Annotated in this window: 19 protein-coding genes; 9 read left to right on the top strand and 10 right to left on the bottom strand. The window is 67.1% G+C overall.

The window, feature by feature from the left end:
• The first annotated feature begins 48 nt into the window (after positions 1–48).
• From AC1RM6_RS01665 to AC1RM6_RS01650, 4 genes are all read left to right on the top strand, one after another.
• Complete coding sequence (locus AC1RM6_RS01665) at positions 49–3,090, top strand: TonB-dependent receptor plug domain-containing protein (RefSeq protein WP_493097848.1); 3,042 nt, start codon at positions 49–51, stop codon at positions 3,088–3,090.
• Positions 3,091–3,179: 89 nt separating this feature from the next.
• Entirely contained in the window at positions 3,180–4,094 is a 915-nt protein-coding gene (locus AC1RM6_RS01660; protein WP_493097847.1) for a LysR family transcriptional regulator, read from the top strand.
• Between the two features lie 154 nt (positions 4,095–4,248).
• The gene (locus AC1RM6_RS01655; protein WP_493099502.1) at positions 4,249–5,247 is read left to right on the top strand and encodes an NADPH:quinone oxidoreductase family protein; all 999 of its coding nucleotides are present in this window, start codon (positions 4,249–4,251) and stop codon (positions 5,245–5,247) included.
• Complete coding sequence (locus AC1RM6_RS01650; RefSeq protein ID WP_493097846.1) at positions 5,244–6,059, top strand: acyl-CoA thioesterase; 816 nt, start codon at positions 5,244–5,246, stop codon at positions 6,057–6,059. The genes AC1RM6_RS01655 and AC1RM6_RS01650 overlap by 4 nt, the downstream gene beginning before the upstream one ends.
• Here the strand turns inward: AC1RM6_RS01650 and AC1RM6_RS01645 are convergent.
• The 4 genes from AC1RM6_RS01645 to AC1RM6_RS01630 form a co-directional block, all read right to left on the bottom strand.
• Positions 6,040–7,197 (bottom strand): LacI family DNA-binding transcriptional regulator, encoded by a 1,158-nt coding sequence (locus tag AC1RM6_RS01645; RefSeq protein WP_493099500.1) that lies wholly within the window; start codon positions 7,195–7,197, stop codon positions 6,040–6,042. The two genes, AC1RM6_RS01650 and AC1RM6_RS01645, sit on opposite strands and share 20 nt — an antisense overlap.
• Before the next feature lie 28 nt (positions 7,198–7,225).
• Positions 7,226–8,299, bottom strand: a complete 1,074-nt coding sequence (locus AC1RM6_RS01640; protein WP_493097845.1) for a glycoside hydrolase family 43 protein — start codon at positions 8,297–8,299, stop codon at positions 7,226–7,228.
• Positions 8,300–8,503: 204 nt separating this feature from the next.
• Entirely contained in the window at positions 8,504–11,416 is a 2,913-nt protein-coding gene (locus AC1RM6_RS01635) for a TonB-dependent receptor domain-containing protein (protein ID WP_493097844.1), read from the bottom strand.
• A gap of 290 nt (positions 11,417–11,706) precedes the next feature.
• A complete protein-coding gene (locus AC1RM6_RS01630) occupies positions 11,707–12,423 on the bottom strand; it encodes a FadR/GntR family transcriptional regulator (RefSeq protein ID WP_493097843.1) in 717 nt (238 codons plus the stop codon).
• Positions 12,424–12,557: 134 nt separating this feature from the next.
• Here AC1RM6_RS01630 and AC1RM6_RS01625 point away from each other — a divergent pair, with 134 nt between their 5' ends.
• Genes AC1RM6_RS01625 through AC1RM6_RS01615 form a run of 3 tightly spaced genes read left to right on the top strand, consistent with a single transcriptional unit; the run spans position 12,558 to position 16,075 of the window.
• Positions 12,558–13,490, top strand: a complete 933-nt coding sequence (locus AC1RM6_RS01625) for a dihydrodipicolinate synthase family protein (protein WP_493097842.1) — start codon at positions 12,558–12,560, stop codon at positions 13,488–13,490.
• Positions 13,491–13,535: 45 nt separating this feature from the next.
• Positions 13,536–14,726: a mandelate racemase/muconate lactonizing enzyme family protein gene (locus AC1RM6_RS01620; protein ID WP_493097841.1), complete on the top strand. Its 1,191-nt coding sequence runs from the start codon at positions 13,536–13,538 to the stop codon at positions 14,724–14,726.
• A complete protein-coding gene (locus AC1RM6_RS01615) occupies positions 14,726–16,075 on the top strand; it encodes an MFS transporter (protein ID WP_493097840.1) in 1,350 nt (449 codons plus the stop codon). Before AC1RM6_RS01620 ends, AC1RM6_RS01615 begins: the two co-directional genes overlap by 1 nt.
• Before the next feature lie 34 nt (positions 16,076–16,109).
• On the opposite strand, the gene AC1RM6_RS01610 is transcribed toward AC1RM6_RS01615, so the two are convergent.
• The 6 genes from AC1RM6_RS01610 to AC1RM6_RS01585 all read right to left on the bottom strand — a co-directional run bounded on the left by AC1RM6_RS01610 (position 16,110) and on the right by AC1RM6_RS01585 (position 21,085).
• The gene (locus tag AC1RM6_RS01610; protein ID WP_493097839.1) at positions 16,110–16,718 is read right to left on the bottom strand and encodes a hypothetical protein; all 609 of its coding nucleotides are present in this window, start codon (positions 16,716–16,718) and stop codon (positions 16,110–16,112) included.
• Between the two features lie 235 nt (positions 16,719–16,953).
• On the bottom strand, positions 16,954–18,120 hold the full coding sequence (locus tag AC1RM6_RS01605; protein WP_493097838.1) for an FAS1-like dehydratase domain-containing protein: 1,167 nt from the start codon (positions 18,118–18,120) through the stop codon (positions 16,954–16,956).
• Positions 18,121–18,186: 66 nt separating this feature from the next.
• Positions 18,187–18,471, bottom strand: coding sequence for an antibiotic biosynthesis monooxygenase family protein (locus AC1RM6_RS01600; RefSeq protein ID WP_493097837.1), 285 nt, complete (start codon positions 18,469–18,471; stop codon positions 18,187–18,189).
• Between the two features lie 13 nt (positions 18,472–18,484).
• Complete coding sequence (locus AC1RM6_RS01595; RefSeq protein ID WP_493097836.1) at positions 18,485–18,850, bottom strand: Rieske (2Fe-2S) protein; 366 nt, start codon at positions 18,848–18,850, stop codon at positions 18,485–18,487.
• Positions 18,851–19,129: 279 nt separating this feature from the next.
• Positions 19,130–20,290, bottom strand: a complete 1,161-nt coding sequence (locus tag AC1RM6_RS01590; RefSeq protein ID WP_493097835.1) for an acetyl-CoA C-acetyltransferase — start codon at positions 20,288–20,290, stop codon at positions 19,130–19,132.
• 3 nt (positions 20,291–20,293) lie between these two features.
• Positions 20,294–21,085, bottom strand: coding sequence for an enoyl-CoA hydratase/isomerase family protein (locus AC1RM6_RS01585; protein WP_493097834.1), 792 nt, complete (start codon positions 21,083–21,085; stop codon positions 20,294–20,296).
• Between the two features lie 243 nt (positions 21,086–21,328).
• Here AC1RM6_RS01585 and AC1RM6_RS01580 point away from each other — a divergent pair, with 243 nt between their 5' ends.
• Together AC1RM6_RS01580 and AC1RM6_RS01575 are read left to right on the top strand one after the other, a co-directional pair.
• Positions 21,329–21,529 (top strand): hypothetical protein, encoded by a 201-nt coding sequence (locus AC1RM6_RS01580; RefSeq protein ID WP_493097833.1) that lies wholly within the window; start codon positions 21,329–21,331, stop codon positions 21,527–21,529.
• 131 nt (positions 21,530–21,660) lie between these two features.
• Positions 21,661–22,068, top strand: coding sequence for a GFA family protein (locus AC1RM6_RS01575; RefSeq protein ID WP_493097832.1), 408 nt, complete (start codon positions 21,661–21,663; stop codon positions 22,066–22,068).
• Positions 22,069–22,155 lie beyond the last annotated feature (87 nt).

Below are 22,155 nucleotides of genomic sequence, written 5' to 3'. Positions count from 1 at the left end.
AATAGATTGCGGGAGCGGAGTTCATCTTGCTTCTAAGGGGGAAAAACTGTGTCCATCGAACATAACAACATCATCAACGACGTCGCAATCGATACCGGATCGGCTAGCCGACACGACGGATATCCGGCGCTGCTCAAGACCGGGTCGGCGATCGTCGCCGCCCTCTGCGCGCTCGGCGCAGTCCCGGCCGCCGCGCAGCAGGCCGCGATTCCGGCAGCGGATTCTGAGATCGCTTCGGGCAGGGCGTCGGCCGATGCCAGCGACATCGTCGTGACCGGCTCGCGCATCCGCAATCCCGACAACAGCAGCATCAGCCCGATCAACACGGTCTCGGGCGAGGATCTGACGCTGCGCGGATCGACCCGGGTCGAAGAGCTGATCAACACCCTGCCCCAGGCCTTTGCCGACCAGGGCGGCAGCAACCGCGGCGGCGGCACCGGGGCGAGCGGCACGGCGACGATCAACCTGCGCAATCTCGGCAACCAGCGCACGCTGGTGCTGATCGACGGCCGCCGGCTGATGCCGGGCGACCCCGACCGGGTCTCGGCGCAGGCCCCCGACATCAACAATGTGCCGGCGACCCTGGTCCAGCGGATCGACGTCGTCACCGGCGGCGCATCGGCGGTCTACGGATCGGATGCGATCGCGGGCGTCGTCAACTTCATCCTCAAGCGCGACTTCGAGGGCGTGCAGCTCGATGCCCAGTCGGGGCTGTTCGTGCACGAGAACGACAATCCGATCAGCAGCGTCGCCGCCGCCGCGCGATCGCCGTCGCCGACCGGATCGACCGCCGATGGCGGCCAGACCAGCCTGTCGCTGACGCTGGGCCATAATTTCGACGACGGCCGCGGCAATGTGACGGTCTATGGCAGCTATCGGTCGATCCGCGGCGTCGGCACCTCGGCCCGCGACTATACGATCTGCGGCCTCACCGCCGGGGTATCCGCCTATAGCTGCGCGCTGTCGGGATCGACCAGCCCGGCCCAGTTCCAGCTGCGCACCCAGGCCGGGATCGGCCGCGGCAACTATATCGTCGACGGCGCGACCGGAAACACGCTGCGGACCTACCAGACCGCGGACGGTTACAATATCGGCCCGACCTACGACCTGCAGGCGCCCGACGAGCGGATCAACGCGGGCGTCATGGCCCATTACAAGTTCAGCGACGCGGCCGAGGCCTATGGGCAGTTCATGTTCATGAACGACGAGGCCGATATCCGCATCTCGCCGACCGCGACCTTCTCGACCGTGTTCCCGATCAACTGCGACAATCCGCTGATGTCGGCGCAGGAACGCAACCTGATCTGCACCGCAGCCGGGCTGACCGGGGGCGCCAACGCCAATGTCGGGTTGGGGCAGCGCAATGTCGAGGGCGGTTCGCGCTACGACTATGTCCGGCATCGCGCCTATCGCGGGGTGATCGGCGCGCGCGGCGCGATCGCCTCCAACTGGACCTATGACGTCTATGGCCAATATGGCCGCACCGACTATCGCTCGCATTATATCAACGACTATTCGCTCGCGCGCATCCGCAACGCGCTGCAGGTGGTCACCGGCGCCAATGGCCAGCCGGTCTGCAAATCGGCGCTGAACGGCACCGACCCGGCCTGCGTGCCGTTCAACATCTTCGCGATCGGCGGCGTCACCCCGGCGGCGCTGGCCTATATCCAGGTTCCCGCCGACGAGACCGGCTTCACCCGCGAGATCGTCGGCAGCGCCTCGGTCAGCGGCGATCTCGGCTTCGCCAGCCCGTTCGCGGCATCGAATGTCGGCGTGGCGTTCGGGGTCGAATATCGCGAGGAGGCGCTCGGCCTCTCGCCCGACGCGACCTGGCAGTCGGGCAATCTGTCGGCGGCCGGCCGCAAGGTGCCGATCTCGGGCCGTTACGACGTCAAGGAGATATTCGGCGAGATCCGCGTGCCGCTGGTCGAGAACCGTCCTTTCCTGCGCACGCTCGCGTTCGAAGGCGGCGTGCGCTATTCGGACTATACCAATTCGGGCGGAAACACCTCGTTCAAGCTCGGCGGCGAATGGTCCCCGGTGGCGGGGCTGCGGCTGCGCGGCGGCTATCAGCGCGCGGTGCGCGCGCCCAACCTGGTCGAGCTGTTCGCGCCGCAGCGCCAGTCGATCTTCACCACGCTCGATCCCTGCGAAGGCGCCACCCCGGTCAACACGCTCGCGGCGTGCCAGCGCACCGGCCTGACCGCCGCGCAATATGGGACGCTGCCCCCGACCAACGGGCAGGCGCTGGGCACGCTGATCGGCGGCAACCCCAACCTCAAGCCCGAGTCGTCGCAGACACGGTCGGTCGGGCTGCAGCTGACCCCGGCGATGCTGCCGCGGCTGTCGATCTCGGTCGACTATTACGACATCAAGGTGAAGGACCTGATCGGGACGATCCCGATCAACCTGTCGCTCGCGCAGTGCATCGCGACCGGCGACGCCTATTTCTGCGGACTGATCCACCGCGATCCGGCCTCGGGATCGCTGCTGCAGGCGCCCGGCGTCTATGTTTCGAGCACCAGCCTCAACACCGGCTCGCTGGCGACCTCGGGGATCGACGTCTCGGTCAACTATCGCCAGGAGCTCGGCGACATCTTCGGCGGCGATCCGGGCCATGTCGATCTCGCCTTCTCCGGCACCTATACCGAGAAATACCGCGTCCAGAGCCTGCCGGGGCTCGGCTCCTACGACTGCGCCGGCTATTTCGGATCGACCTGCGGCCAGCCCATCCCCGAGTGGCGCCACCGCGCACGGCTGAGCTGGACCTCGCCGTCCGACCTGTCGCTGTCGGCGACATGGCGCTATATCGGCTCGACCGCCAACGACAAGTCGAGCAGCAGCCCGTTCCTGGCGGCGACCTATCGGAGCTTCGACAGCAAGCTCAAGGCCACCAGCTATATCGACGTCGCGGCGAGCGTCACGATCGACAAGCGCTTCACCCTGCGCGCCGGCGTCAACAATCTGTTCGACATCGATCCGCCGCTGACCGCCAGCCTGGGCGGGCAGACCTCGAACGGCAGCTTCTTCGCCGGTATGTACGACCCGCTCGGCCGCTATGCGTTCGTCGGCGCCACCGCGAAGTTCTGAGCGCGTGCAACGATGGCTTGTCGATGCTGCGTTGCAGCGCTTACCCCTGTCCTCGCGTCCGATAGTCGATCGGGCGCGAGGAGGTGATCATGTTCTCGCGCTTCACGCGGTATTTCGACGAGGTGGCGCGGTGCGGCTCGATCCGCCGCGCGTCCGAACGGCTGCATATCGCGCCGTCGGCGATCGACCGGCAGATCCTCAACATGGAGGAAGAGCTCGGCGTCCCGCTGTTCGAGCGGCTACCGCACGGGTTGCGGCTGACCGCAGCCGGCGAGGTGCTGGTCGACGCCGTCCGCCGCTGGCAGCGCGACCTGAAGAATGTCCGCGCCCAGATCGACGATCTCCAGGGGTTGAAGCGCGGCGAGGTCTCGATCGCGCTGGCCGAGAGCAGCACCGACTTTCTCGCGCTCAGCCTCAAGTCGTTCAAGGCGCTCTATCCGGGAATATCGTTCGGGATGCGTGTGCTGGCGTCGAGTTCGATCGTCGACATGGTGATCAGCGGCGAAGCCGATATCGGGCTGACGTTCAGCGCGCCGAACTCGCACGCGCTGCGCGTCGAGCGCACCCTGCTCTATCAGATCGGCGCGGCGGTATCGGCCGGCCATCCGCTCGCGGACCGCACCGAAATCGCCCTGCTCGACTGCGCGCACTATCCGCTGGTCATTCCGACCGACGCGTTCCAGCTGCGCACGATCTTCAACCAGGCGTGGGCGCGCACCGTCGGCGGCAGGGAAGAATTCTCGATATCGGTCAACAATATCGGGCTGATGAAGCAGCTGATCGAGGACGATCACAGCATCGCGATGCTGACCCGGATCGACGTGGTCAAGGAGATGAAGGCCGGCACGATCCGTTTCATACCGCTGACCGGTTTCAAGATCCCGCTGTCGATCTTCTCGCTGATCACCGCCACCGGGCGCACCCTGCCCGCACCGGCCAAGCTGCTGGTCGAGCATCTCGGCCGCGCGATGGAGCAGCAGGATGCACCGATGATCCACGGCTGAGCCCGACGACGTCCAACGTCGAACGGAAAGAAGGGTCGGGCATTTCGACCGTCGCCATGCGCCGAGCGGCGGTATCGACGGTCGCGCCCGCGCGCACGCCTCCGGCCATGCCGGCCCGCTTATATCATTTCCCAAGGAGAGCGTTTTGAAAGCCGTGATCAGCCGGACAGCGGGCCCCGTCGCCAGCCTCGAATATGGCGAACTGCCGGTCCCCATGCCGGGGCCGGGCCAGGTGCAGGTGCGGGTGGTGCGCTGCTCGATCAACTATCCCGATGTCCTGACGATCCAGGACCTCTATCAGGTGAAGCCGCCGCGCCCGTTCGCACCGGGAAGCGAGATTTCAGGGATCGTCAGCGCGGTCGGCCCCGATGTCGCGGGCTTCGCGATCGGCGACCGGGTGTTCGGGGCGATCGGCCATGGCGGGCTCGCCGAATATGCGCTGGCGCCGGCGACCGCGCTCCATGCGATGGGACCGGTCGCCGATTTCGATGCGGCGGCGACGCTGGTGATGACCTATGCCACCGCCTATCACGGGCTCAAGGATCGCGGCCGCCTGGCGCGCGGCGAACGGCTGCTGGTGCTGGGCGCCTCGGGCGGCTGCGGGCGGGCGGCGGTCGAGCTCGGCAAGGCGATGGGCGCGACGGTGGTCGCCGCGGCGTCGTCGCCCGAAAAGCTGGCGGCGGCCGAGGCGGCGGGCGCCGACGAAAGCTTCGTCTATCCCGCGGGCCCGTTCGACGATGACGGCCGCCGCGCGCTGGCAAAGCTGATCAAGGACCAGGCCGGCGCGCAGGGCTTCGAAATGGTCTTCGACCCGGTCGGCGGCGATTATGCGGAGGCCGCGCTGCGCGCGCTCAATCCCGGCGGACGGCTGCTCGTCGTCGGCTTCCCGGCTGGCATTCCCAGGATTCCGCTCAACCTCGCGCTGCTCAAATCCTGCGACATCGTCGGCGTGTTCATGGGATCGTTCAGCAAGCATGATCCGGCCGGCCATGCCGCCAATATCGCCGCGCTGCGGACGATGCTGGCCGAGGGCGCGATCCGCCCCGAGATCGGCGGGCATCTGCCGCTCGCCCGCGGTGGCGAGGCAATCGCGGCGCTGGCCGGGCGGACGGCGATCGGCAAGCTGCTCGTCGCGGTCGGCGAGGCCGAATGAACATGGCCGACGCGGCGATGATCGATACCGACCGGCTGGCGAAGGTGCTGCGGGTCGTGCGCCGGTCGGCATCGAACGCGCCCGCGCGTTTCACCGGCAGCCCGGCGAGCGAACCGGGAAGCGTGCGGGTGTTCGGCGGCCAGCTCGTCGCCCAGGCGATGCTCGCCGCCTATGCCACCGTCGCCGATCGCCGTATCCATGCGCTGCATACGCATTTCCTGCGGCCGGCCGGGCTCGACCATGACATTGACTATGACGTCGAGGAGACACGCAGCGGAAGATCGTTCGCGGTGCGGCAGGTGCGCGCCAGCCAGCAGGGCCGCCTGCTGGTGATCCTGTCGGCCTCGTTCCATGGCCGCGAAGACGGGGTGGAGCATCAGGAAGGCGGGCCCGTTCCGACGCCACCCGCGGACCGGGCCGCGGTGACGCGATGGCAAGGCGTCGCGACCGTGCCAAGCGGCCGGCAAGGCGGTGCCGACGGGCTGCGCGACTTCTGGATGCGCTTTCCGGGCGCGATCGGGGACGATCCGGCCGTCGCGGACGCGGCGATCGCCTATGCCTCCGACATTCTGACGGGGTCGACGCCGTTGCTGCGCCACGACCAGCGCTGGGACGCTGTGCGCAATGCGAGCCTCGACCACAGCCTCTGGTTCCATCGTCCGTCGGACCCGCGCGACTGGCACCATGTGTCGCTGCGCAGCCCGGTCGCGATCGGCGCACGCGGCCTGACCCAGGGTCGGATCCTCGACCGCGAAGGCCTGCTGGTCGCCTCGCTCAGCCAGGAATCGCTGATCAGGCGCCACCCGGGCTAGGTTGCGCCCGGAATTCGGCCCCCTGCCCGCGACGGTCGCCGGGGGCCGCCGTCGACTGGCGCAGCACCAGCCGATAGTCGAGCAGCCGTTCCTCCGGCACTTCGCGAGCCTCGGGTCCCGCGCGGAGCATGTCGGCGAGCATGTCGATCGCGGCTTCCGCCATCGCGTCGAGCGGCTGGTGGATCGTCGTCAGTTCGGGCCAGATCGTCGTCGCGATCGGGGTGTCGTCGAACCCGGATATGCTGATGTCGTCGGGCACCCGCAGGCCGCGCTGGTGGGCGAAGGCGATTGCGGCGGCGGCCATGTCGTCGTTGCTGGCGAAGATCGCCGAGGGCGGATGCGGCAGGTCGATCAGCCGCTGCGCGGCCTCGAGGCCCGACCGGTAGGTGAACCGGCCCTGGGTGACGAGCGCCGGGTCGACGGCGATGCCGGCCTGCGCCAGCGCCTCGGCATAGCCTTCGAAGCGCCGATCGCTCGCGCTGTGATCGGGATCGCCGCGGATGAAGCCGATCCGCCCATGGCCGAGATCGACGAGATGGCGGGTCATCTCGAACGCGGCGCGTCGATCGTCGATGCCGACCGACGCGAAGGGCCGGCCATGGCCGCCATTGGTGATCGCGACCACCGCGATGCCGGTCGCCGCAAGCCGTTCGATCAGCGCGCCGGCGTCGGCGAGCGCCGCGGTCAGGATCACCCCCTCGACCCGGCCCTTCACCAGCTTGGCGACCAGTTCCTTCGCGGCGAGATCCTGCCCTGCCGGATCCTGCCCGGACGGCCCGCGGTCATATTGTTCGATGACGAACTGGACCTGCGCCCGGCGGCACTGGTGAAGCGCGCCGACCAGCAATTCGCTGAGATAGATTTGCGACGGGCCGCTGTAGATCAGCGCGATCCGGTCCTCGCGCGCGCCGGCGAGCCGCTGCGCCGCCTCGCTCGGTGCGAAATCGAGCGCCTCGATCGAACGGCGGACCGCGGCGATCGTCGCCGGCCGGACCCCGGCATAGCCGTTGATCACCCGCGACACCGTCATCGGCGAGAAGCCCGAATGGCGCGCGACATCCTCGATCCGCGCCAGCTTCGCACCGCGCCGGCCCCGGCGATGCTCGGCCACGGCCCCCTCTGCATTGCCCTGCTCCATCGCGGTCAGCCCGCCGCCCGCATCGCCGTCATTCGACGAACGGATCGATGGTGGCGATGTCGCCATTCGCGTCGTGATGAAGCTCGGTCATCTTGACGTTGCGCAGGCCGGTGTCGTTCGACAACTGGCTGTCGGCATAGAAGAGCCACCATCTGCCCTCGGCCTCGACGATCGAATGATGGGTGGTCCAGCCCTGCACCGGTTTGAGGACATGCCCCTTGTAGACGAACGGGCCGTAGGGCGAGGCGCCGACCGCATAAGCGATGAAATGCGTCGCCCCGGTCGAATAGCTCAGATAATATCGGCCGCGATATTTGTGCATCCACGCCGCCTCGAAGAAGGTGCGGTCGGCGTCGCGGGTCAGCAGCGGTCTGCCCTCGGCATCGACGATGCTGACCGGGCGCGGCGGCTCGGCATAGCCGAGCATGTCGGGCGTCATCCTGGCGATCATCGGCGCGAAGGCCGGCTCGTCGGGCCCGCGGGTGGTGGTCGCCGGGCCGTTCGGATCATAGACGCCGTCGACCACCTTCTGGAGCTGGCCGCCCGACAGTCCGCCGAAAAGCATATAGGCCTGGCCGTCATCGTCGGCGAACAGCGCCGGGTCGATCGAGAAGCTGCCGGCGATCGGCCGGGGCTGCGCCTTGAACGGGCCGGTCGGCGACCGCGAGGTCGCGACGCCGATGCGGAACGCGCCCGCATGGTCCTTGGCCGGGAAGTAGAGATAATAGATGCCGTTCCTGAACGCGGCATCGGGCGCCCAGAGCTGTCGTGCAGCCCAGGGGACATCGGCGAGATCGAGCGCGACCGGATGGACGCGCACCTTGCCGCCGATCCGGTCCATGCTGAGCACGCGATAGTCGCGCATCCGGAAGCGGTTGCCCTGGCTGCCGGTGAACGGGGCGATATCGGGCAGCGGCGGCCCGGCGATGTCGTGGCTGGGATAGATGTAGATGCGGCCGCCGAAGACATGCGCCGACGGATCGGCGGTGTAGATCGAGCTCACCAGCGGCTGCGACAGATAGCGCCGTCCCGCGGGATCGCGCGGTTCGGCGGCAGGCGCCGACGCCGCGGCGGCGATGGACAGCAACAGTGCGAGAGTCATGCCCGGTCTCCGATCGATGGGGCTTTGCCCGACCTCTCAAGCAGGGATCCAGCGTCTTCTTGCCTCTCTCCCGTTTTTCGCGGGAGAGGTTGGATGAGGGCCTTCTTCTTCCATTTTTGCTTGGGGCAAGAAGAGGAGGGAGAAGAAGAAGACCCTCATCCAAACCTTCTCCCGCAAGCGGGAGAAGGCCTAGGAGAAAACGCGTCAGAAGCGCAGGCGGACGCCGGTGGTGATGTAGCGGCCGGTCACGTCGTAGATCGAGCGGAAGGTCGACACCGCCAGGCCGGGGTTCGACCCGATCGCGGTGATCGGGTAGCCGCGATCGAACAGGTTGTTGATCGTCGTGAACAGCTGGAAGGTGCCGTAGGACGACTTGATGTCGTAGCTGATGTTCAGATCGACATAGGCGACCGCGCCGACATGGTTCTGCTTGTAGACGAACAGGTCGGACCGCTTGTAGCCGCCGATATAGCGCGCCTGGCCGCTCACGGTCAGCCCGCCCTGCGCATAGCTCAGGTCGAGATTGCCGCGCCATTTGGGCATCGGGAAGGGCTGGTTGCCGCTGTCGGCGAAGTCGGCATTGCCGGCATATTCGACCGCCGCGGCGGTGGCGGAGCCGCGGGTGGTGTAGCTGATCAGCCGGGTCGCGAGCAGCCGGGTCGACAGGGTGCCGTCGAACAGGGGCGTGCGGTACGACGCCTCGAGATCGAGCCCCTCGGTCCGGGTGCTGGCCACGTTCGCCTGGAAGATGTTGACCTGGCTCGGGAAGTTCGCGGTCGAGGTGTTGGTCGGCCCGAGCGGACGGATCACCTGACTGCAGATCGGGCTGGTATAGTTGCTGAGCGCGCACAGATCGAGCACCTGGACGCTGGTATACTGGCTGGCGATCGCGTCGCGGATCCTGATCCGGTAATAATCGGCCGAGATTGCGAAGCCGGGCAGGAAGCGCGGCTGGAACACGAGGCCGGCGGTCAGGGTCGATCCGATCTCGGGCTTCAGATTGGTATTGCCCTGGTTGACCTCGTTATACTGGGCGAGCTGGTTGGTCAGCTTGTCCGAGTAGGACTGCACCCGCAGCGACGGCCCCGCATAGAGTTCGTACAGGGTGGGTGCCCGGATATCGCGCGACACGGTGACGCGCGCCTTGAGGCCGGCGCCAGGTTCGTAGGTGCCGCCGAGCTTCCAGGTCTGCACCGATCCCGAGGTTGAATAATCGGTGTAGCGGAAGGCGCCGTTGAGTTCGAGCGACTCGCCGATCACCGAATCCTTGGCCAGCGGCACGACGACCTCGCCGAACGCTTCCTTGATCGAATAGCTGCCGCTGGCGAAGCTGACATTGGTGAACGAATAGGCGCCGGTGTTGGTCGGCACCCCGCGAATGCCGGTGAAGCTGGGCGGGGTCGCGGGATTGCTGTTACTGGTCTGGTCGAGCGACTGGTGGCGATAGCCACCGCCGACCACCAGCGACACCGGCCCGGCCCAGGTCGAGAAGGGCTCGCCCGAAATGCTGCCCTCGACATCGTGCATCTTGTTGATCGCGCGCCATTTGCTGACGCCCATCACATAGTCGATCCCCGCCTGCGAGGCATTGCCGGCGCCAAGGATGTTGAGCGGAACGCAGCCGTCCTGCAGCCCGGGGTTGGTGACCGTGATCCGGCAGACGATCTGGCCCGCCGGGTTACGCACCGCGTCGACCGCCGCGTAGAAGCGCGACATGTCGAGATCGAGCGCCGAGGAGTCGAGCCGGGTCCGGCCATAGGTGTAGTTGACGTCCCATTTGAAGCCACTGCTGCCGATCTCGCCCTTCACGCCGCTGTTGACGATCGTCGCGCGGGTCTCCTGCTTGGCCGAATAGAAGGGGAAGTCGGAGAAGAAGCGGGTGAGGCCGAAGCTGGGGGTCGAACCAAGCAGGGCGCGATCGGCGGGGTTGAGATAGGCATTTTCGGCGAAGATCCGCACCCCGGTGGTCGAGGCGCTGCGCGTCACCGGCTGCGGGCTGTCCGAATTGACCGCATGATTATAGCTGCCCTGGACATAGGCCGAGATGCCGCCGCCGAAATCATAGGAGATCCGGCCAAGAAACTGCTCGGTGGTCGCCGCCGCGCTCAGCGTGCTCTTCGACGCGGGGAACACCGCGCCCTCGCCACCGAAAGCGAGGCCCGCGCGTCCGGTCGGGGTGCCGGCATTGAAGGCGCCGACCCGGCCGTTGGCGAGGAATTGCTGGCCGCGCAGCGGCCCGTCGAGGATGTAGCCGCCTTCGGTGACCGTCGAGAAGCGGACGTTCGAGGCGTTGACGAACGGATCGGCGGCGGTGCCCGATCCGATCACCGCATAATTTTCGTTCACGCCCGCGCGCGACGACTTCAGGCGGATGCCGTCCGAATGATAGCGTTCGGCGCTGGCGATGACGTGGAGGCGGTCGTCGAGGAAGCTTTCGCCATAGGCGGCGCCGATGCGGGTCGAACCGCTGTCGCCGCGATCGGAAATACCCGCCTGCGCCAGCAGCTTGACCCCGGTGAACTTCTTGTCGAGCACGAAATTGACCACGCCCGACACCGCGTCGGAGCCATAGGCCGCCGAGGCGCCGCCGGTGACGACGTCGACCCGCTCGATCAGCAGCTGGGGGATCATGTTGGCGTCGGTGCCGCCGGCGTTGCCGGTCGGCGGCAGCCGCAGCCCGTCCTGGAGGACGAGCACGCGTTGCGAGCCCAGCGAGCGCAGATTCAGATAATTGCCGGTGCGCACCCGGCCGGCGTTGGTGCCGCGGTCCTGGCCGTTGCTGATCGAACCGGTGAACACGGGAAGCTGGTTGAGCGCGTCGGACAGGTTGCTCGGCGCCTTGGCGGCGAGGCTTTCGGTCTGCAGCATGGTGACCGGGGTCGGCGCCGAATAGCCGGCGCGGGCGACGCGCGAGCCGGTTACGACGATATCCTCGACCGCGCCCTCGGCGGCGCCATCGGTGGCGGCAGCGGCCGCCGTATCGTCCTGCACGGGATCGGCAGCGGCCGCCGGCTGCACCACGGGGGCTGCGGCGCTCACGGCCTGCGCCTGTGCGGCGCCGAACACCGGCACCAGGGCACTGCCGGCCAGCAGCGTCGCGACAAATTTCGTCTTCATGGAATTTTCCTTCCCCATTCCCCCGGCTTGGTCGACCGGCTTTGTTACGCGCTGCGCATCGACGGCACGCCTGATGACGCGCCGCCTTCCGGCGGCGCACCTGATGACGTGCCGCCTTCCGGCGGCACAGGGCCGCCGCCTCCAGGCGATGGCCCGCGGGCACCGCTTGTCGGGGCAGTTTCAGCTACGGGTTGCGATCATCTTGCCGCCGATCCGGACAGGATCAGGCAGATGCACCACACGTGGCAACATGTAAAATGACCTAACAGGTTCAGGACGTCAACAGACTTCTACTGATCGCGTTTGCCATCGGTCACGCGCTGCCGGACGCGGTCGAGATGATAGCGCATCGCCAGTTCGGCGCCCTGCCCGTCGCGCCGCGCGATCGCGTCGTAGATCGCGCGATGCTCGTCGAGCACGCGCTGGGCGCGTTCGGGGCTGCGCTCCCTGGTCAGCCCGAGCGCGATCACCATCCCGCGGCGAATCGCCTCGTCGAGCGACTGCAGCACCTGTTCGAACAATATGTTGCCGCTCGCCGCGGCGATCGACTGGTGGAAGGCGAAGTCGGCGGCAGCGAGCACCCCGCCCTCGCGCATCTGTTCCTCGAGAGTCTCGAGCGCGCGGGCGATCCGGCGCAGCTCGGGCGCGGTGTGGCGCAGCGCCGCCCAAGCCGCCGCCTGCCCCTCGACCGCGAGGCGAAGCTCGAGGCAGCGCAACATATGCGCGACGTCGCCGGGCTGCGAGAAACGGGTGAGCCCCTCGGGCGGGCTGGCCTGGACGATCGTTCCCAGCCCCTTGCGGGTCGCGACCAGGCCGTCGGCCTGCAGCCGTACCAACGCCTGGCGGACGACCGGGCGCGAGACCGCGAACAGCCGGCACAGTTCGTTTTCGGACGGCAGCTTGTCGCCCGGGCGCAGCGTGCCCGAAGCGATCTGTTCGAGGATCTGGCCGTAGAGCCGGTCGCCCAGCCGCTCCTTTTTTTCGGGCACCAGGATCAGATTGGTCAATGACGGTCCTTCTGCAGCAAATCGGCCTCGACGCCTCGCCGGTGGAAAATAGCATGATCGGCCGCGGTTGACAGTGCACGTCAACCTGTAAATATAACTAACAAGATTGATCCCACCCAATGACGGAGAGACGAATGGCGAGCAAGCCGAACGATCGGCTTAGGACCGCACTGCGCGGCGTGTCGGGAATCCTGGTGACGCCGTTCGACACCGACGACCGGATCGCGCCCGCGCGGCTGGCGCCGGTGGTCGACCGCGCGGTCGGTGCCGGGGTCTCGGTGCTCGTCGCCAATGGCAACACCGGCGAGTTCTATGCGCTGACCACCGCCGAGGCCGAGGCGATGGTCCATGCCGCCGCCGAGCTGGTCGGCGGCCGGGTACCGCTGATCGGCGGGGTCGGCCGCGGCATCGGCGACGCGCTCGCCCTCACCCGCGCCTCGCGCGCGGCGGGCGCCGAGGCGCTGATGATCCATCAGCCGCCCGATCCGTTCGTCGCCCCGCGCGGGGTGGTCGCCTATGTCTCGCGGATCGCCGAGGAGGCCCAGGGGTTGCCGGTGCTGCTCTATCTGCGCGACGACGGCATCGGCCTCGACGCGATCGCCGAACTGTGCGCGATCCCGGGCGTGGTCGGGGTCAAATGGGCGTGCCCGACCCCGCTGCGGCTCGCCGAAGCGATCAAGGCCGGCGACCCGTCGCTGGTGTGGAGCGGCGGCCTGGCCGAAACCTGGGCACCGGCCTTCTATGCGGTCGGCGCGCGCGGCTTCACCTCGGGGCTGATCAACATCTGGCCCGAGCGTTCGGTCGCGATCAGCCAGGCGCTGGAGACCGGCGACTATGCCGCCGCGCGCATGCTGATCGACGGCATCGCCAGCTTCGAGGCGCTGCGATCGGAAGAGCGCAACGGCGCCAACGTCTCGGTGGTCAAGGCCGCGCTGCAGCTGATCGGCGAGGATTGCGGCCCGCCGCGGGTGCCCGCCGCCTGGCCGCTGTCCGACCGCAACCGCGAGATGCTGATGGACCTGCTGCGCGATATGCGGGCAGGAACGACGCAGCCGGCGGCGGCCTGACCGCCCGCCCGGCATGATACAGGATATGAGGATGGGGAAGCCCCGATGAAGATAGACCGGCTCCGCGCCTTCATGACCCGCGATGGCGGGCGGCCACGGGTGATCGTCGCGATCGACACCGATGCCGGGATCACCGGCTGGGGCGAATGCTATAATCACGGGCCCGACCGCGCGCTGATCCCGATCCTCGACTATCTCGCCGAGTTCATCGCCGGCGAGGACCCGCGCCGGATCGAGCATCTGCTGCAGCTGCTGCTCCAGCAGGGACGCTTCCCCCCGGGCGCGCTCGGGCTGGCGGCGATCTCGGCGATCGACCATTGCCTGTGGGACATATCGGCCAAGGCGCTGAACGTGCCGGTCTATATGCTGCTCGGCGGTCACGCCCGCGACCGGGTCCGGGTCTATGCCGGCATCTACACCGCCCCCGACCACCAGGCGGCGTCGGACGCGATGGCGATGCTCAACGAGGATTGGGGCTTTTCGGCGTTCAAGCTGAGCCCCTATCGCATCGACATCCACGCCAACCGCTGGGGCGAGGTCGTGCGCACCAGCGCCGAGTATTTCCGCGGCCTGCGCGAGCGGGTCGACCCGAGCTTCGAGATCGCGTTCGACGCGCATGCCAAGATCTTCGAGCCGCGCCATGCGATCCAGCTCGGCAATGCGCTCGCGCCTTATGATCCGCTGTTCTTCGAGGAACCGATCCGGCCCGAGAATTTCGAAAGCTGGGGGCTGATCAACCGCGCGCTCGACTGCACGCTGGCGACCGGGGAATCGCTCTACAGCCGTTACGAGTTCCTGCGCCTGCTCCAGGTCGGCGGTTGCGACATCATCCAGCCCGACATCTGCGTGGTCGGCGGGCTGCTCGAGATGCGCAAGATCGCGGCGCTCGCCGAGGCGCATTATGTCACGGTCGCGCCGCACAACCCGATGGGGCCGCTGGCGACCGCGGTGAACCTGCATTTCTGCGCCGCCCAGCCCAACTTCAAGATCCTCGAATATCGGCTGCCCAATCCGCAGGCGCTGCCGCCCGGGCGCGAGGGCATGGCCGGCGAGGTGGTCGGCGACGCGCATTATGTGATCGATCCCTATCTGCCGCGCGACGGCCATCTCGAGCTGCGCCCCGATCGCGCCGGCTGGGGGGTCGAGATCGACGAGGCCTATCTGGCGACCGACAATTATGTCCGCTGGGAACGGCGGGTGCCGCGCCGGCCCGACGGCTCGATCGCGTTCGCCTGATGGACGATGTCGCAGCGGTCGTGCCCGTCGCCCGGGGCCGCCGGCGCCGCTTTTTGGTGCTGGCGCTGATCACCGCGGTTCTGGCGGTGAGCACCGGCGACCGGGCGACCCTGTCGGTCGCAGCCCCCGGGCTGTCGCGCGACCTCGGCATCGATCCGATCCAGATGGGCTGGCTGTTTTCGGCCTTTTCGTGGAGCTATTTTCTCGCCCAGGTGCCCGCCGGCTATCTCGTCGACCGTATCGGCGCGCGGGTCGCGATCTTCTTTGCGGTGATCGGCTGGTCGACCGCGACCCTGCTCACCGCCGGGGCCGGCTGGATCGCGACCCCGGTGCTCGCGCTCTATGCGCTGCGGATGCTGCTCGGCGTGCTCGAATCGCCGGTCACCCCGGGCTGCGCGCGGGTGATCGCCGCCTGGTTCCCGCCCGACGAACGCGGGGTCGCCGGGGCGATCTTCAATTCGGCGCAATATCTGTCGCTGGCGGTGTTCACCCCGCTGATGGGCTTCCTGTTCCATTATGCCGGCTGGCCGCACATCTTCACGGTGATGGGGGCGATCGGCATCGGTCTCGCGCTGCTGTGGTTCTTTCAATATCAGTCGCCCGACCGCGACCGGCGGCTGTCGCGCGAGGAATATGACGATATCGGCGCGCGCGGCGCGCTGACCCGCCTCGCCGAGAGCGGGCCGCCTGCCGGGGCGGTGCGCGATGCGGCCACCCCGGCCAAAGGCGGCGGTACGACGATCCTGCGGCTGCTGTCGAACCGGATGCTGGTCGGCATCTTCATCGCCCAATATTGCGTCGCCTCGCTGTCGACCTTCTTCATCTCGTGGTTCCCGAGCTATCTGGTCGAGGCGCGCCATTTCTCGATGCTCGAGGCCGGGTTCGTGGCGGCGCTGCCGGCGATCTGCGGCTGCGTCGGCGGAGTGTCGGCGGGCTTCTTCTCCGACTGGCTGCTGCGCCGCACCGGGTCGCTCGATATCGCGCGCAAGCTGCCGATCACGATCGGCCTCGGGCTCAGCGCGACGATCATCCTGTGCAACTATACCGCGGCGAACGCGGTGGTCGTGGCGATCATGTGCGCGGCCTTTTTCGGCAAGGGCTTCGGTGCGCTCGGCTGGACGGTGATCGCCGACACCGCGCCCAAAGAGGCGATCGGGCTGACCGGCGCGCTGTTCAACGCGGCGGGCAGCGTCGGCGGCATCCTCACCCCGATCGCGATCGGGATGATCGTCAGCCGCACCGGATCCTATGACGGGGCGCTGGTCTATGTCGGCGTCCATGTCCTGGCGGCGGTGGCGGCCTATTGGTTGCTGGTCGGGAAGATCGAGCGCTACGTGATCGAGGATTGAACGGCGTGGTTGATGGCAGGACCTTGGGCAGCTTTCAAAATTCCGCTGTTGCGCCCTCGCATATGAAGCGGGTCTGGCCGATCTGAACGAACAGCCCACGGGCCGCGATCCGTTCGCTCCGCAGGACGTTATGGCGCACGTTCTGACGCTGTAATTCGGCCGATATGATATGATGAAGATGCTCGGGCACCTGCGCCACGAGAAATGAACGAGATTGCGTCAGCTCGCAAAAGCGCGCGAGCGAGCCTTCCGGGATGTTGAGATATTCTCGGGCGGAGTGCAGCGCACCAACGTCCCAGAGATAGTCTTCAACGGCGACATAAAGCGTCATCGGTTCCGGCAGAGGCGCTGAGCAATATATCCCATATGATGTGCTGCCGGCCGCCCAGCTTTCGTCGGACAGCGACGATACCCGGAAGATGTCGAGCGCCTCGCTCCCATCCATGTCCAGGAGCGTCTCGACCTCGATCTGCCCTTCGCCGATGCCCTCGAACGAAAGCTCGATCCGCCCTTCGTTCATATCTTGCTCGGCTTGCCACCATGGATAACCGGAAAGGCTTATTCGAAGCTGACGATGACCGATTTCAACCGCAGTGATCCTCGTCGGGTGGGCGATCTCCCGTTGCCGAAGCAGTTCGAGCAAGTCAGTTCTCATGCGCTCCAATTGGCCATGGCCAGCAGATGAACGCAACCGAGCGGCCGTCATCGAGTCGCGCTTTTCCACCCTCCCCGGTCCGGCGATGGCCGCGTGAAGACAGGACTTGCGCGAACCTGGGGCAGCTCCGGGCGATGCCCGTCTTCGGACGGGGCAAAGGTCCGCCCCGGGGGCCGGAGCGACGTTGACGGGGGCGGCCACCACATGGCGGCCGCCCCATCCTTCAGCCCTTGGTCGGCAGTTCGATCTCGGCCTTGGCGGTCGCCATGGTGGTGCCGAGCTGGTTGACCATCTTCACGTCGACCTGGACGACATTGCGGCCGTCGGCGTCGACGAGCTTGTCGATGACCTCGGCGGTCATGATGGTGATGTCGCCGCCAAGCGCCGGGCCGCGATAGGAGGCCTTTGAGTGGACGACCTGGCCCCACTCGCCCGCCCAGCCGGCCATGTAATCGGTGATCCACGACCCCATCGAGGCGCCATAGCCATAAGAGCGCGGCATGCCGATGGTGCGCGCCCAGGCCGGGAAGAGATGGCCGCGCGACGGGCCGTAATAGGCGCCGTCGGTGAGTTCGGGGTTGATCAGCTGCATCGCCGGATCATTCTCGTAGCCGGCCATTTCGCGGGTGAAGCCGAGCGCCTCGAGATCGTTGACGCGCAGGTCCATCGTACCCCAGGTATTGACCAGATAGGCGCGCCATTCGGTGGTGAAGCTGGCGATGGTGTGCGGGCCGAACACCCGCTCGGGCAGCTTGTCGCCGACCGCGACATCGTCCCAGTAGCGTTTGCCGTGGCCGAGGTCGTGGAGCATCTTGATCCAGCTGAACTTGCGCTCCTCGAGCGCCTCGAGCTCGTCCTTGGTCCAGACCGGATCCTCGGTGTCGCCCGGCGCGGTGTTCGCGGCGCCGGCCTCGGCGAGGTAGCGGATCGCGGTCGAGCGCTGCTTGGCGATCGGGTCGCCATGCTGGTTGTAATAATTATTGTCGCCGCGCTGGAAGCAGGTCGGGCCGGCGAAGCCGGTTTCCTTGACGACATAGTCGAACGGGATGCGCTCGTTGCGCAGCGTGTCGCCGGCCGAGACTTCCTTGCCGTAGAACCACCATTCGTCGCCGCCGAACAGCAGGTGCGAATTGGGGATGCAGCCGACGCAGGCGGGCGCGGCGCCATGGCCGTCGTCGGTCGCGATCGCGAAGCTCTGCGGCGCCACCAGCTTGCCGAAGCGGCTCGCCGCCGAGAAAGCGGGGTCGTAGTGGAGCAGGTTGGGATAGTGCATCGCGTGCACCCAGCGGCGGATGTCGTTGTTGCCGATCGTCTCGCGCAGCGGCGAGAAATCCATCACCTTGCCGAGATATTGATCGATGTCGGAGCAATCGAGGGTCTTGTCGGTCATGTTCTGTCTCTGATCTGAAAGGCCTGGTGGCCGGATAGGAAGGTGCAGTGCGGGCCCGACGGCGCCTCACTCCATCGCGAAATGCTCCATCGCGCCGCCGATGCTGTAGGGGCCGAAGATCTGGGTGAAGGGTCCGTAGACGTCGGACTGTTTGAAGGCGGCGTGCGCGTCCATCGAGTCCCACTCGACCAGCAGCAGATATTTGTTGGGATTTTCGACGCCGCGGCCGATCCGCGCCGACTGGACGCCGTCGAAGCCGGTGAGGATCGGCAGGCCGCGGTCGCGCATTGCGGCGGCGAATTCCTCCTCTAGGCCCTCGCGGATCGTGAGTTCGGCGCGTTCGGTGATCATCGATATATCTCCATCAAAGCTCGACGAAGACGCGGCCGCCTTCCTCATGGGTGGCGAAGGTGCGGATCGCGCTCGGCTTCTTGCCGAAAGCGATCAGCCCGCGGCTCCAGTCGGGGACCTTCAGGCCCGCGACCGAGCTGATCCAGTCGAGATTCTCGCCGGTGCAGGCATCGAAGGTCGAGCCGTGCCAGGGGCAATGGATCACCGCGCCGTCGACCTTGCCGCGGGTCATCGACAGGCCGAGATGCGGGCATTTGTTCTCGATCGCATGGACCTTGCCGTCGACCCGGGTGAGCAGAAGGCGGATGCCGTCGGCCTTGGCCGCGAGCGACGCATTTTCCCTGACCTCGGCCGAACCGGCTACGTCCTGAGATGCCATGGCCCGCCTCCCGTGCCCCTTGCTTCGACCGGCGCGATTTTCGGTACGCTCCGTTCCGCAAAAGGCTATCGTGAGCCGGCCGGCTTGTCATCCCGGAGCGGGGATCGCCCCCGCTCCATCACCGGGGCGATCAAAGGGCTTCTGGAAAATGCGCGAAAGAGCGCATTTCAAGGCGGCACCAGCCCACTCCCCACCCGACCTCCCACAGTGTATCCTGAATGGGAGGTCAGGTGGGGGAGCGGGCTGGTGCCGTATGCGCCGAAGGCGCATTCCAAAACTCTACAATCGTTCGATGATCGTCACATTGGCGATGCCACCGCCCTCGCACATCGTCTGGAGGCCGTAGCGGCCGCCGCGCGCCTTGAGCGCGTGGATCAGGGTCGACATCAGCTTGGTGCCCGAGGCGCCGAGCGGATGGCCGAGCGCGATCGCGCCGCCATTGACGTTGAGCTTCGCCGGATCGGCGCCGAGCGCCTTGAGCCAGGCCATCGGGATCGAGGCGAAGGCCTCGTTGACCTCGAACAGGTCGATATCGTCGAGCGACATGCCGGCGCGGGCGAGCGCCTTGCGGGTCGCCGGGATCGGTTCCTCGAGCATGATCACCGGATCGCCGGCGCTGACCGTCAGGTTGACGATCCGCGCGAGCGGGGTGAGGTTGAAGCGCTTGAGTGCGGCTTCGCTCGCGACCAGCACGCCCGAGGCCCCGTCGGTCATCTGGCTGGCATTGGCGGCGGTGATGGTGCCGCCCTCGGCGATCGTCTTGACCGCGGCGAGCGCCTCCATCGAGCTGTTGAAGCGGACGCCCTCATCCTGGTCGAAGGTGCCGGCGATCGTCTCGAACGGGACGATCTCCGCCTTGAACGCGCCCGATGCGATCGCGGCGGCGGCCTTCTGGTGGCTGGCGAGCGCGAAGGCGTCCATATCCTCGCGGCTGAAGCCATATTTGTCGGCGATCGCCTGGGCGCCGTAGAACTGGCTGAATTCGGCGATGCCGTAGCGGTTGAGGATCGCCTTCGACCAGGGGCCGGTGCCGATCCCGGCCTGGGCATGGAGGGTGTGGTTCGAGTTCATCGGCACCCGGGTCATGCTCTCGGCGCCCGCGGCGATGACGAGATCCTGGGTGCCCGACATGATCGCCTGCGCGGCGAAGTGGACCGCCTGCTGCGACGATCCGCACTGGCGGTCGATCGTCACCGCGGGAACGCTGTCGGGCAGCTTCGAGGCGAGGACGAGGTTGCGGCCGAAGGCGAAGGCCTGTTCGCCGGCCTGGGTGACGCAGCCGACGATGACGTCCTCGATCGCCGCCGGATCGACCCCGGTGCGGTCGACCAGCGCGTCGAGGACGGCACCGCCGAGATCGGCGGGGTGGACATCGGCGAGCGCGCCCTTGCGGCGCCCGCCGGCGGTGCGGACCGCTTCGACGATATAGGCTTCGGCCATGACTTATGCTCCGGGTTTGTCGGTGAAATTAGGGACACGCTTCTCGACGAAGGCGGCGACACCCTCGCGGCCCTGCCAGGTGCGGGCGAGCGACGCGATGCCGCGCGCCTCGGCCTCGAGATGGGTTTCGAGCGAGGCGGTCGCGCCGTCGAGCAGCAGCCGGCGGGTGACACCGAGCGCGGGGGTGGCGGCGCTCGCCAGTTCGTGCGCGACGGCGGTCGCCTCGGCGAGCAGATCCCCGTCGACGACGCGGGTGATCATGCCGATCGTAGCGGCCTCGGCGGCGGGGACGCGCTTGTTGCGCAGGCAGAGTTCCTGCGCCTGGCGCAGCCCGACGAGCCGCGGCAGCAGCCAGGTGGTACCACCGTCGGGCGAGAGGCCGAGCCCGGTATAAGCGAGCGCGAACTGCGCCTTCGGCGCCGCCAGCGCGATGTCGCCGAGCAGCGCCAAGCCGACCCCGGCCCCCGCGGCGGCGCCGTTGATCGCGGTGACGACCGGCTTGTCCATCCGCATCAGCCGGGTGATCGCGGCATGGACATAAGCGGTGATCTCCTTGAGGAAGGCTGGCAGGCTGTCCCCAGCCCCCGCAAAGGCGGCGACGTCGCCGCCCGCGCAGAACAGCTTGCCGGCGCCGGTGAGCAGCACGCAGCCTATGCCGTCATCCTCGTCGCAGGCGATCGCCGCCTCGAGCAGCGCGCGGCACATCGGGATATCGAGCGCATTGCCGACATCGGGGCGGTTGAGGGTGATGCGGGCGACCGCGCCGTCGCGTTCGAACAGGATCGAGTCGGTCATGGTCAGCACCTCGCACGCGAGCGGAGCCTGAAGGCCGTTTTCCACTGCATCCGACCACCTCCGCCCATATGATTATTACCTATCGGAATATGACCTACTGATAAGTACGCATCGCTGCAACGGTGTCAAGCGAGGGCGTTTCGCGACTGGTCTTTTGGCGAGCCTAGGGCGCGCCTTGCATCCCCATCGAAGCGTGGCGTATCGAACTCGAAATCCGCATCAGCTCTCAAAAGGAGTGCCCGCGTGAAGACCTACAGCATTTTTCCTGCCGATCGTCCGTCGTGCACGATCGACACATCCTCATTGGACCGCCTTCAGAAGCTGAGCGAAGCATTATGCGAGGCGATAGAAATCGGTTGGGCGCAAGTGGAAGCCGGCAGGTTCATCGACGTCCCGGTCGAAGATCTCGAACGCTATATAGGAACGATGGGTGCCGATGGCTGACCTAAGGTCGAGGCAAACACCCCCTGCTCAAGGTTGCGCTGGCCAGCATCGGCCATGTTCTTTTACTCCCATTATCCTTTCGGGACTGCCAACCGACAAACCAGTGCTGATAACCGATGAGAGAAAACACCATGTCCGAAACCCATGACGGCGGATGCCTGTGCGGCCGGGTCACGTTCCGGATATCGGGCGCGTTCGAGAGTTTTTTCCTGTGCCATTGCTCGCGCTGCCGCAAAGGCAGTGGATCGGCGCACGGGGCCAATCTCTTCTCGTCGAAGGCGAGCATCGCCTGGCTTTCGGGCCGCGAGAATGTGGCGACGTTCCGCGTTCCCGGGACACGGCACGAACGCAGTTTCTGCACCGCGTGCGGATCGGCGCTGCCCGGCGTGCATGCCGAGGGCGGCCTGCTGGTCGTTCCGGCCGGCAGCATCGACAGCGCGATCGCCATCCGGCCGATGGCGCATATCTGCTGTGCGAGCAGGGCGTCGTGGGACGACCAACTGGAGCAGGTCCCGCGGCTGGACGCGCTGCCCGGCTGAGCGCCGCCCCCAAGCCCTGCGCGATCCCGAGATGCGACGAATGCGGGTTCGGCCCCTTGTGGATCGCAATCAGATTAGCTATTTAGC

This window comes from Rhizorhabdus sp. GW822-FHT03C02, assembly GCF_058801765.1.
The sequence above is the reverse complement of the archived record's forward strand: the minus strand, read 5'-3'. Positions and strand labels throughout refer to the sequence as shown.

Coding starts and splice junctions, on each gene's coding strand:
- AC1RM6_RS01660 (WP_493097847.1), top strand. CDS start 3,180: ATGTTCTCGCGCTTCACGCGGTATTTCGACGAGGTGGCGCGGTGCGGC.
- AC1RM6_RS01650 (WP_493097846.1), top strand. CDS start 5,244: ATGAACATGGCCGACGCGGCGATGATCGATACCGACCGGCTGGCGAAG.
- AC1RM6_RS01645 (WP_493099500.1), bottom strand. CDS start 7,197: ATGGAGCAGGGCAATGCAGAGGGGGCCGTGGCCGAGCATCGCCGGGGC.
- AC1RM6_RS01640 (WP_493097845.1), bottom strand. CDS start 8,299: ATGACTCTCGCACTGTTGCTGTCCATCGCCGCCGCGGCGTCGGCGCCT.
- AC1RM6_RS01635 (WP_493097844.1), bottom strand. CDS start 11,416: ATGAAGACGAAATTTGTCGCGACGCTGCTGGCCGGCAGTGCCCTGGTG.
- AC1RM6_RS01625 (WP_493097842.1), top strand. CDS start 12,558: ATGGCGAGCAAGCCGAACGATCGGCTTAGGACCGCACTGCGCGGCGTG.
- AC1RM6_RS01620 (WP_493097841.1), top strand. CDS start 13,536: ATGAAGATAGACCGGCTCCGCGCCTTCATGACCCGCGATGGCGGGCGG.
- AC1RM6_RS01615 (WP_493097840.1), top strand. CDS start 14,726: ATGGACGATGTCGCAGCGGTCGTGCCCGTCGCCCGGGGCCGCCGGCGC.
- AC1RM6_RS01605 (WP_493097838.1), bottom strand. CDS start 18,120: ATGACCGACAAGACCCTCGATTGCTCCGACATCGATCAATATCTCGGC.
- AC1RM6_RS01600 (WP_493097837.1), bottom strand. CDS start 18,471: ATGATCACCGAACGCGCCGAACTCACGATCCGCGAGGGCCTAGAGGAG.
- AC1RM6_RS01595 (WP_493097836.1), bottom strand. CDS start 18,850: ATGGCATCTCAGGACGTAGCCGGTTCGGCCGAGGTCAGGGAAAATGCG.
- AC1RM6_RS01590 (WP_493097835.1), bottom strand. CDS start 20,290: ATGGCCGAAGCCTATATCGTCGAAGCGGTCCGCACCGCCGGCGGGCGC.
- AC1RM6_RS01585 (WP_493097834.1), bottom strand. CDS start 21,085: ATGACCGACTCGATCCTGTTCGAACGCGACGGCGCGGTCGCCCGCATC.
- AC1RM6_RS01575 (WP_493097832.1), top strand. CDS start 21,661: ATGTCCGAAACCCATGACGGCGGATGCCTGTGCGGCCGGGTCACGTTC.